Below are 9,358 nucleotides of genomic sequence, written 5' to 3'. Positions count from 1 at the left end.
CATATCGCTCTTGGCTGGTCGCCGCCCTGATTTTGTGAGTCGCATCGACGCCGGAAGCAGATCAGGTCAGCCGGCTACGCACTCCTTCGGATCGTCGGCTTGCGCTATGGGATGCGCATCAAGGGGACCCGATGCCGAGCACCATGACGACCGACAGCTTGCCTCAAGGCGAGGTCACCTTCCTCGGACGGGGGCTCGCGGTGATGAATGGTCGCCGGCTCTCGCTGAAGGTCTGCCCGCACTGCTCCCAGCGCAACGAGCAGCGGACTGTGGACAAGGGCTACTGCAACTGGTGCGCCTACGTGCCCACCCTGTCGGATGCGCGGCCGGTCTCGGCCGAGTGACGACCGGGCGGTGACGAAAACGTCCCGCTTCGATACTGCTATGCTGGCGTGACGATTGCCTCACGTCCCCTGTCGCCACGCTCCCGGGTCACGCTGCCTCGCATGTCCAAAGCTTCACGCATCCTCGGCTGGTCGTTGCTCGCGGCCCTCGTGTTCGTCACGGTGTGCCCGATCGGCCTGAGGCCCGTCAGCGAAGCGCCGGTCTGGCTCGAGCGGTTCGGCGCCTTCGCGCTCCTCGGCTTCCTGTTCGCGCTCGGCTATCCGAAGCACCGGTGGCAGGTGCTCGTCCTCACGGCGGGCGCGGCGGGCGGCTTGGAGCTTCTCCAAGTGCTTCAGCCCTCGCGCCACGGGCGCGTGCCCGATTTCCTGGTCAAGGTCGCGGGCGGATGCTTCGGCGCGGCCGCCGCGCTCGCTGTCAGCTTCGCGCAGCGCCTCTCCGCGATGGCTGCGTTCAAGCGCTGAGCGCACCGGGCGCGCAGCCCGGCACGATCCGTCCCGGCCGGTGAGCCCTCTCGGCCGAACCTGAGGCCGACCTTTCGAGCCGCCTCGGATCCGGCCCTCGATGCTATCCCGCGCGTCCGCCTCAGTGCGTCCCGGAACCGTGGCCCTTGCCCTTCGATCCGGGCGACGAGCCGGAGCCGGCATCGTTCGCACCGGTGCTGTTGGCGGTGCCGGATCGGCTCGTGCCGCCCGTCGAGGGACCGCTCCCGGCGGCGCCCGGCGAGGCGCCCGAGCCCGCATCGTTCGCTCCGGTAGCGTTCGAGGTGCCCGAGCGGCTGGCGCCCGAGCCGCCTTCCGCGGCCATGGCTGCCGTGCCGAGGATGAGTGTGCTGGCAATCGCGAGGGTAACGGCCTTCATCGAGGCTCTCCTTGAGTTTCCGCCCTATGGCTAAGGGCAACTCAGGCCTCCGGGACGTGTTCCGCCAAGCCCGCTCCGCCGCGGGACCTCCGCGGGTCACCGAGGAGACGCCGCGGACCGCCTGCCAGATTCAGGACAGCCCGAAGGCATCCACGGTAGCGCAGGCGCAAGGGGCGTCCGCGCGAAGCGATAAGGGATTTCTGAGAACCAAAGGTTCGACCGGGCGTTGACGTGACGCAGCGCCCTCGAAGAAGGACCGCCCGTAAGGACGGCCCAAGTCCAGGGAGGAAACGCTCGCGAGAGTGGCAGGCCCGCGACGCCATCGCGGGATGCATCGGGCCAACCGAGCGTCGCTGGGTGCGGTTCCGAGAAAACACCGTTGCCGGACAGGCTCGCCGCGAGGCGGGCCTGTTCCGCGTCGGGCGCCGCGCCGATTGGGGGAGGCGGGTCCTAGGGCGCGGATGCCGAGCGTCCGGCGAGGGGGACGGTGGAGGCTCCGGCCGCTGCGATCTCCGCTTCGGCCCACTGGATGCGCGCCTCCAAACGCGGCTTGAGGGTGGCCGTCACGATCACCCGTCCGGCCGCATCGCGGGCGGTCACCACGGTCGGGGCATGCATGGCCCCGTCGCTCTTCGGCACGCTGCGAAGGATCGCGAGGGCATGGTGCACGATCTCCTCGCCGCCGTGGCACTCGATGCCCTCATCGTCCCACTCGGACAGGCAGTCGCTGTGCAGATCGAAGAAATATCGTGGCACGGGCACAAGCCATTCGGGAGAGGCACACGGGATCGCGCAGCGCTGGTCTCTCGCTTCGGATCAGCGCCGTGAAGATCCAAGAGTTAATCTGGATTAAAGTTCCCGGTCATGGCGTAATGGGCTGCATCCGCACTCGGAGTCGAGGTGCTCGATGAAGCGAAGGCCGTCCCAGAGTTCGATGGCGTGTCCGCTGAGGAGCCTGCGAGCGAGGTCCAAAGCCGTATCGTCGTCCTGCGCCGCGAGATGCTCGATCCTGAGAACCGTCAGGTCGGCATCAAGGACGAAGGCCCGGTAGCGGCTTGGTCCGCAATCTTCGGGGAGGATCGTGCTGCGTTCGATCGGTTCGGTCATGTCCCGGCTCGCCCCGGTGGCTCGACGTCCAGTGTCCCGCGCGGGACCTGAACGGACGCTGAGATTGGCTCGGCCGATCCATCTCGGCCGCGGGCGTGTTGCTACTCCGTTCCGGATCCGGCGGGAAGCCCGCGCCGGCACCGCGACGTGTCGAGGAACACAGGGCGAGGCCGCCGTGCCGAAGGCGGCGCCCGGAGCGCCATGGGCGTGCAGATTCGCCGGTGCCCAGCATCGTGCCCGCAACAATTTGCAAAATCCGGGAAACAGCGCCGCGCTAAACGATATGGGTCCTGTCGGACCCAGGAGGACCAAGAGATGAAGAGCCTCGCAGCTGCCCTCGCGGGGGCCATGCTCGTCAGCACGGCGTGTTTCGCGCAGACCGCGCCTCCGAGCCCGCCACCGGGGCCGCCGGCCTCGGGGCCATCGGATGGCACGCGCCCGGACGGTCCGCGCCGGGGGCCGCCGGATGGCGAGCGCGAGGGCGGCTGGCGTCACCGCCCGCCCATGCTCGGCATGAAGGGGGGCCATCTGCGCTTCCGCCGCGGTGAGACCGGGATCGACTTCAAGTGTGCGGCCGATGACACCACGAAGGCCTGCGTGGATGCCCTGATGCCCCTCGTGGACAAGCTGCTTCAGGGCCGCTGATGGAAGCCCGGCGGAGGGCGCGTGGCTGCCGCAGTTTCGCCCAGCCCTCTCCGCCGGAAACCCACGGTCTTGCCACGACTGCCCGGTATCGATCCGGCTGGCTGCGGCTGATCGACAACGGGGGGCTGGATTGAGGGTGCCCGATGCTTCTGAGCGCCGATAAGCAGGGACCGCGCGCGAGCCGCAGGTTCGACTACAAGCGCACGGTCTGGATGATCGCGGCCGGCACCCTGCTGTTCGCGCTCGCCGAAGCCGCATGGGCCAACGCGATCGGCTCGAAGGACCTGCTCAAGGATGCCTCCGGCTTCGGCTACGACATCGCCCTGAACGCGATCGCGGCATTCGTGATCGGCCGCTCCGCCCAGACGGAGCGGCGCTCGGCCTTCATCATCGGCGCGCTTCTGGCCGCGACCGGGATCGACGGTCTGTCCGACCTCTGGGTCGATCTCCACAACCCGGATGCAAGCAACATCGAGGAGGTCTTCGCATCGAACCTCGTGGCCGTCGTGGTCGCCAGCTTCGCTGCGCTGGCCCTCCTGCGCTTCCGGCTCGACGAGAACCCGCTGATCAAGGCGACCTGGCTGAACGCCCGCAACGATGCGGTGGCGGCGATCCTCACCCTGGTGCTCAGTCTTCTGGCCCACTTGGCTCCGGTGCGCTGGCCGGAATACGCCCTTGAGCTGATGAGCGTGATCTTCTCCTTCCAGGCGGCCAGTGTGGTTCTGCTCGCGGCTTGGCGCGATGCCCGGAAGGGAACGCTCGATGCGGCGGAGGCTGCCGGCACGCAGCGCTGACCGTCACCGCGGCGGCGCCACGCGGCGCGGTCCCGTTCCTGCAAGGTCGGGCTGGCGTGAGGTGAGCCCCCTATGATCGATCGCAGGTCCCTGATCGCCGCCCTGGCTGCGGCGAGCCTTCCCGGGATGGCTCGCGCCCAGCCCGCCCCCGAACGCCTGCCGCTCTGGCCGCAGGAGCCGCCCGGCGGCGGCGACGGGCCGTCGGGGCCGCTCGCGACGAGCGAAGCGGGCGCCATCAGCAACATCGCACGGCCGTTCCTCGAGATCTTCGCGCCAGCCCAGCCGAACGGCACCGCAGTCCTGATCGCGGCCGGCGGCGGGTACAGGCGCATCGCGGTCGGCCGCGAGGCTTACCCGGCCGCGCTCTGGCTCAACCAGCAGGGGGTGACAGCCTTCGTGCTGACCTATCGCTTGCCGCGCGAGGGATGGGCTGCGGGTCCCCTCGCGCCGCTGCAGGATGCGCAGCGTGCCCTGCGGTTGGTGCGGGCCGAGGCGGGCAGGCGGCAACTCGACCGGAAACGCGTGGGAAGCCTCGGTTTCTCGGCCGGCGGGCATCTGCTCGGGATGGCGTCGGTGCGGTCGGCCTTTCGATCCTACCCGGCGGGCGATGCGGTGGACGATGCCTCGGCCCGCCCTGATTTCACCGCCCTCCTGTATCCCGTCATCACCTTGGAGCCGCCCTACCAGCACACATCGACCTGCCGTGAACTGGTCGGGCCCGATGCGGATCCGGCCGCGAGCGCGGAATGGTCGGTGCAGACGCATGTGCGCGGCAACTGCCCGCCGATGTTCCTGGCCCAAGCCGACGACGACCGGATCAGCGACCCGGCGAACACCCGGTTGCTCGCCGAGGCCTGTTCGGGCGAGGGCGTCCCGGTCGAGTGGGACCGGTTCGAGAGCGGGGGCCACGGCTTCGCCATGGGCCGCCCCGGTACGCCGACCGAGGCTTGGCCGGGTCGCTATCGCGATTGGATGGTGCGCCTCGGGGTTCTCGCCTGAACCGCCGACCCGTTCGGGGCGGCCGTTTCGCCGTTACGGGACCTGGGCGAACAGCGGGTCGAAGCGCTTCTTGGCGAGCTTGCCGTGCTCGACAGCCCTCGCCGGTTCCAGGTTGTCACGGTTCGAGCCGACGACCACGAGAGCGACCATGCCCATCAGGTAATGCGGCGAGCACTTGAAGCCGTAGATCCCTTCCTTGTCGAAGGTGATGGTCTCCTCCTTGCCCACCACGGTCTTGACCGCCGGCGCCCCCTCCGGCGCCATGCCCTTGATGCTCTCGATGTTGTGCCCCTTGTCGGTCGGCACGATTCTGAGGCTGTCCCCGGGGGCGAGCTTCACGAAGGCGGGGTCGAACACCATCGGGCCACCGGGGCTGCTGTTGAGGGTCTTCACGACGACCTCCGCCGAGAGCGCCTCGGTGGTCAACGACAAGGCGGCAATGGTCGTGAGAAGACAGCTGGCGAGAAATTCGCCGGCGCTTATTTGAATAAGTCTAAGCATGACTCAGCCGGATTGCGAGATTGATGCCGAGATTGGCGGCGTATCAATCACTATGATCGGCCGATATCCGCAAGCGCTATGTTTTTTACTTGTTCCAGCTCAATGCTGATGGGCGGGTCCGGTCGCGCGGACCTGCCTCATTCAGGGCCGCGGCGCCTTGTGGACCTGCGGGCCGTCCGTTCAGCGGGACAGGCCGGACTGGGCTGCCGCGAGGACCATGCGCGGGTGGCCGTGCGCGAACTTGGCGCTCGCCTGCCCGGAATGGCTGAGGAGCCGCAGGCTGGCGGCCCGGCCGACCATTTCGGGGAGGGCACGCATGCCGGCACTCTCGGGCTGGCTCGGCGGAACCGTGAAGAAGTCGCTCAGCATGCCGGGGCGCGCGAACCCATCCTTCGTCAGGACGCGCCAGGTGATCCGGTGCGCGGTCTCGACCTCACGACCCTGCCCGACGCGGGTGAGCACGGCCGCGTAGCTCTGTCGGAAGCCGCCGCGCTCCGCCACGAAGGTGCAATCCGCCACGGGCGTGCGGCCGAAGACGAGGCTGGCCTCGGGCCTGGTGATGCAGGTGAGCGTGCCGGCAATCTGCTGCGCGGCCGGCTCGGACAGGTTGCCGTGTGCGAGGGCGGCACCCGCGGCGAGAACGGCGGCGGAGAAGGCGATGGCGATCGAGCGCATGGTAGATACCCCTTGGATGGTTGGCTCGCCTCGTGTCGAAGCGTTGCGTTAACCATGAGGGGTCCGCATTGCGGGCATATTCCGTCGATTGTTGCTTGGCCGTTCACGTCGGGTGCCGGCCTGCAACCTGCCCGGCCGACACCGGGAGGAGGCGAGCCCGCGAAGGCTCGCCCCCGGATCCGACCTCTCAGCGGCCGGACTTCTCGGCGTCGCTCTTCACGCTGCCGGGGCTGTTCATGTTGTTCTCGGTGCTGCCCGGCGCCGCCTTGGTGGCACCCGTCGCCGTGCCCGTGGTGGCCGGCATGTCACGGCTCTGCATCCCCTTCTCGGAGTTGCTCTTCACGCTGCCGGGGCTGTTCATGTTGCCTTCCGTCGAGCCGCCCGTCGTTTGGGCCATCGCGGCACCGGAGAGCGCCAGGGTCAGTGCAGCGGCCGCGATCGTAAGTTTCTGCATCGGTATTCTCCAGGATGATAATCAGTGTGTCCCAACGCCGGATGCGAGTATGAAGTTTCACGTAATATCGCCGATGCCGCCAATCTGCGCAGTGCCCGCCGAAATCGGCTGAAGACGACCGGACAAGGATGAAAGGATCGTCGAAGAGAGGGAGGGCCCGGCATCGAAACGCCTCCTCTTCGTTTCAGGCCCTTCGCGGCCAGCGCCGCGACGGCACGGCACCTATCCGCGAACCGCGCGGGTTCGGTTCGGCCACCGCGGGGACCGGGTCGGAGAATTGAAAACGCAGCGCCGTGGCACATCTCGCCGTGCACGGAGATGTCCCCATGGATCAGAACGCCCAGGCCCCCATCAGCCGGTTTCCCGTGCCCGCTCTGGCGGACATGCCGGACGACCTGCGCGAGCGCCTGCTCGCCGTGCAGGAAAAGTCCGGCTTCATCCCGAACGTGTTCCTCGTGCTGGCGCATCGGCCGGAGGAGTTTCGGGCCTTCATGGCCTATCACGACGCCCTGATGGACAAGCCGGGCAATCTCTCGAAGGCCGAGCGCGAGATGATCGTGGTTGCGACGAGCAACCTGAACCAATGCCAGTACTGCGTCGTGGCGCACGGGGCGATCCTGCGGATCCGCGCGAAGAACCCGCTGATCGCCGATCAGGTCGCGATCAACTATCGCAAGGCCGACATCACGGATCGCCAGAAGGCCATGCTGGATTTTGCCGTGAAGGTCGCCTTCGAGGCGCACCGGGTGAACGATGAGGATTTCGCGACCCTCGCGCGCCACGGCTTCGACCAGGAGGACATCTGGGACATCGCCGCGATCGCCGCCTTCTTCGGCATGTCGAACCGCCTCGCCAACGTCACCAGCATGAGGCCGAACGACGAGTTCTACAGGCTCGGCCGCTGATGGCCGCGCATCCGACCGATGATGTCCTCGGTCCCGGCGCCCGCAGGGCTCGGCCGGGGGCAACCGCTGCATCGCCACGCGGCCTGACAGGCAGGGGGCCGGCGTGACGACGGACGCCAGGATACGGACCGGCGGTCGGCTCCTCGTCGATCAGCTTCTCGCCCAGGGCGTCGAGCGGGTCGCCTGCGTGCCGGGCGAGAGCTACCTCGCGGCCCTCGACGCGCTGCACGATGCGGCCATCGAGGTGCTTGTCTGCCGTGCCGAGGGCGGCGCCGCCATGATGGCGGAAGCCTACGGGAAGCTGACTGGACGGCCGGGCATCTGCTTCGTCACGCGCGGGCCCGGCGCGACCAATGCCTGCCACGGCGTCCACATCGCCATGCAGGACTCGACCCCGATGATCCTGTTCGTCGGGCAGGTCGACACCGCCATGCGGGAGCGCGAGGCCTTCCAGGAACTCGACTACCGCGCCGTGTTCGGCTCCATGACGAAATGGACCGTCGAGATCGACCGGCCGGACCGTGTCCCGGAACTCGTGGCCCGCGCCTTCCGGGTCGCCATGCAGGGGCGGCCGGGCCCCGTCGTGGTCGCGCTGCCCGAGGACATGCTGGTCGCGACCGCCGAGGTCGTGGACGCGCCCTTCGTCGCCCCGGCCCGATCCTGGCCCGCCCCGGAGGATCTCGACGCCCTCGCGCGCCTCCTGGCGGCGGCGCGCAGCCCCCTCGTCATCGTCGGCGGCTCAGGCTGGGACGAGGTCGGCGTGCGCGGTATGGCCGCCTTCGCCGAGCGATTCCGCTTGCCCGTGGCGACCTCGTTCCGGCGCGCCTCGCTGTTCCCGGCCGATCATCCGAACTACGCCGGCGAACTCGGTATCGGCCCGGATTCCCGGTTGAAAGCGCGCCTCGCGGAGGCCGATCTCGTCCTCCTCGTCGGCGGGCGCTTCTCGGAGATGGCGTCCGGTTCCTATACGCTCCTCGACGTGCCGGTCCCGCGGCAGGCCCTGGTGCATGTGCATCCGGGGGCCGAGGAGCTCGGCCGCGTCTACCAGGCCGCCCTGTCGATCCAGGCCACGCCGGCCGCCTTCGCTCGGGCCCTCGACGCCCTCGCGCCCGCCGGCGAACCCGCCTGGGCCGGGACGGCCGAGGCGGCGCACGCGGAGTACCGGGCCTGGACCGAGACGCCGCGGATCCTGCCCGGCGCCTTCCAGTACGGCGCCGTCATCGCGTGGCTGCGGGACCGGCTTCCGCCGGACGCGATCCTCTGCAACGGGGCCGGCAATTATGCGGGCTGGCTGCACCGCCACTACCGCTTCCGCCGCTTCGGCACGCAGCTCGCGCCGACATCCGGCTCGATGGGCTACGGCGTGCCCGCCGCCGTGATGGCCAAGCGTCAGCATCCCGAGCGCATCGTGGTTGCGCTGGCCGGCGACGGCTGCTTCCTGATGAACGGGCAGGAATTCGCCACCGCCGTCCAGTACGGAGCGGCGATCGTGGTGATCGTGGTCGATAACGGCCAGTACGGCACGATCCGGATGCACCAGGAGCGGGAATATCCGGGCCGGGTGGTCGGGACGCAACTCACGAACCCCGACTTCGCCATGCAGGCCCGAGCCTTCGGCGGCCACGGCGAGCGCGTCGCCCGCACCGAGGACTTCGCGCCCGCCTTCGAGCGCGCGCTCGCCTCTGGCAAGCCCGCGATCCTGCACTGCCTCCTCGATCCGCGCGCCGAGTCCCACGCCAAGGACTTTGCGCCGAGGCGGACAGCCTCGGCGTAAGCGCGAGCGGGGCGCGAGGGCCGTCCTCGACCCGGGCGGCGCGACGCCCCATGCCGCACCGGGACCCCCGAGGGCCTGCCGGATTCCCGGCGCGCTCCGTGCGGTCGCCGAAGCGCCGTCGTGGCGCGCGATCGCCCATACTATAATCCCTGTTGCTGCGTGCGATGCGTCACGTCGCTCAAGGCCATGCGTGCCCATATCAGTATCAGACGGAAACGAAACGGACCTCAGTCAGGGTCTGTAAAAGTAGAAAGAGATGTTTGATCCTATGAATGTACGCAAAACCATCGTCGCATCCGCA

Annotated in this window: 13 protein-coding genes; 7 read left to right on the top strand and 6 right to left on the bottom strand. The window is 68.9% G+C overall.

Annotation, left to right across the window (positions count from 1 at the left end):
• The first annotated feature begins 131 nt into the window (after window positions 1–131).
• Entirely contained in the window at window positions 132–344 is a 213-nt protein-coding gene (locus F6X51_RS18990; protein WP_246696891.1) for a hypothetical protein, read from the top strand.
• Window positions 345–446: 102 nt separating this feature from the next.
• Window positions 447–806, top strand: coding sequence for a VanZ family protein (locus F6X51_RS18985; RefSeq protein ID WP_150965243.1), 360 nt, complete (start codon window positions 447–449; stop codon window positions 804–806).
• A gap of 121 nt (window positions 807–927) precedes the next feature.
• On the opposite strand, the gene F6X51_RS18980 is transcribed toward F6X51_RS18985, so the two are convergent.
• The 3 genes from F6X51_RS18980 to F6X51_RS18970 form a co-directional block, all read right to left on the bottom strand.
• Complete coding sequence (locus F6X51_RS18980) at window positions 928–1,203, bottom strand: hypothetical protein (protein ID WP_150965242.1); 276 nt, start codon at window positions 1,201–1,203, stop codon at window positions 928–930.
• A 450-nt stretch (window positions 1,204–1,653) separates the two neighbouring features.
• The gene (locus F6X51_RS18975; protein ID WP_150965241.1) at window positions 1,654–1,959 is read right to left on the bottom strand and encodes a DUF6894 family protein; all 306 of its coding nucleotides are present in this window, start codon (window positions 1,957–1,959) and stop codon (window positions 1,654–1,656) included.
• Between the two features lie 93 nt (window positions 1,960–2,052).
• A complete protein-coding gene (locus F6X51_RS18970) occupies window positions 2,053–2,310 on the bottom strand; it encodes a hypothetical protein (RefSeq protein ID WP_150965240.1) in 258 nt (85 codons plus the stop codon).
• Between the two features lie 315 nt (window positions 2,311–2,625).
• Between F6X51_RS18970 and F6X51_RS18965 the strand changes: the two genes are divergently transcribed.
• The 3 genes from F6X51_RS18965 (at window position 2,626) to F6X51_RS18955 (ending at window position 4,748) form a co-directional block, all read left to right on the top strand.
• Entirely contained in the window at window positions 2,626–2,955 is a 330-nt protein-coding gene (locus tag F6X51_RS18965; RefSeq protein ID WP_150965239.1) for a hypothetical protein, read from the top strand.
• 143 nt (window positions 2,956–3,098) lie between these two features.
• A complete protein-coding gene (locus F6X51_RS18960; RefSeq protein WP_150965238.1) occupies window positions 3,099–3,749 on the top strand; it encodes a hypothetical protein in 651 nt (216 codons plus the stop codon).
• 72 nt (window positions 3,750–3,821) lie between these two features.
• On the top strand, window positions 3,822–4,748 hold the full coding sequence (locus F6X51_RS18955; protein ID WP_150965237.1) for an alpha/beta hydrolase: 927 nt from the start codon (window positions 3,822–3,824) through the stop codon (window positions 4,746–4,748).
• 33 nt (window positions 4,749–4,781) lie between these two features.
• On the opposite strand, the gene F6X51_RS18950 is transcribed toward F6X51_RS18955, so the two are convergent.
• The 3 genes from F6X51_RS18950 to F6X51_RS18940 all read right to left on the bottom strand — a co-directional run bounded on the left by F6X51_RS18950 (window position 4,782) and on the right by F6X51_RS18940 (window position 6,378).
• Entirely contained in the window at window positions 4,782–5,180 is a 399-nt protein-coding gene (locus F6X51_RS18950) for a pseudoazurin (protein WP_407658639.1), read from the bottom strand.
• A gap of 249 nt (window positions 5,181–5,429) precedes the next feature.
• The gene (locus tag F6X51_RS18945; protein ID WP_150965235.1) at window positions 5,430–5,924 is read right to left on the bottom strand and encodes a DUF992 domain-containing protein; all 495 of its coding nucleotides are present in this window, start codon (window positions 5,922–5,924) and stop codon (window positions 5,430–5,432) included.
• A 187-nt stretch (window positions 5,925–6,111) separates the two neighbouring features.
• Complete coding sequence (locus tag F6X51_RS18940) at window positions 6,112–6,378, bottom strand: hypothetical protein (RefSeq protein ID WP_150965234.1); 267 nt, start codon at window positions 6,376–6,378, stop codon at window positions 6,112–6,114.
• A gap of 326 nt (window positions 6,379–6,704) precedes the next feature.
• Here F6X51_RS18940 and F6X51_RS18935 point away from each other — a divergent pair, with 326 nt between their 5' ends.
• Together F6X51_RS18935 and F6X51_RS18930 are read left to right on the top strand one after the other, a co-directional pair.
• Window positions 6,705–7,283, top strand: a complete 579-nt coding sequence (locus F6X51_RS18935) for a peroxidase-related enzyme (RefSeq protein WP_150965233.1) — start codon at window positions 6,705–6,707, stop codon at window positions 7,281–7,283.
• Between the two features lie 103 nt (window positions 7,284–7,386).
• On the top strand, window positions 7,387–9,057 hold the full coding sequence (locus tag F6X51_RS18930) for a thiamine pyrophosphate-binding protein (protein WP_246696890.1): 1,671 nt from the start codon (window positions 7,387–7,389) through the stop codon (window positions 9,055–9,057).
• The last annotated feature ends 301 nt before the right edge of the window (window positions 9,058–9,358 follow it).

It is taken from the genome of Methylobacterium planeticum, from assembly GCF_008806345.1.
In the GTDB taxonomy this organism is placed as follows: Bacteria; Pseudomonadota; Alphaproteobacteria; order Rhizobiales; family Beijerinckiaceae; genus Methylobacterium; species Methylobacterium planeticum.
This window is presented reverse-complemented; position numbering and strand designations above follow the sequence as displayed.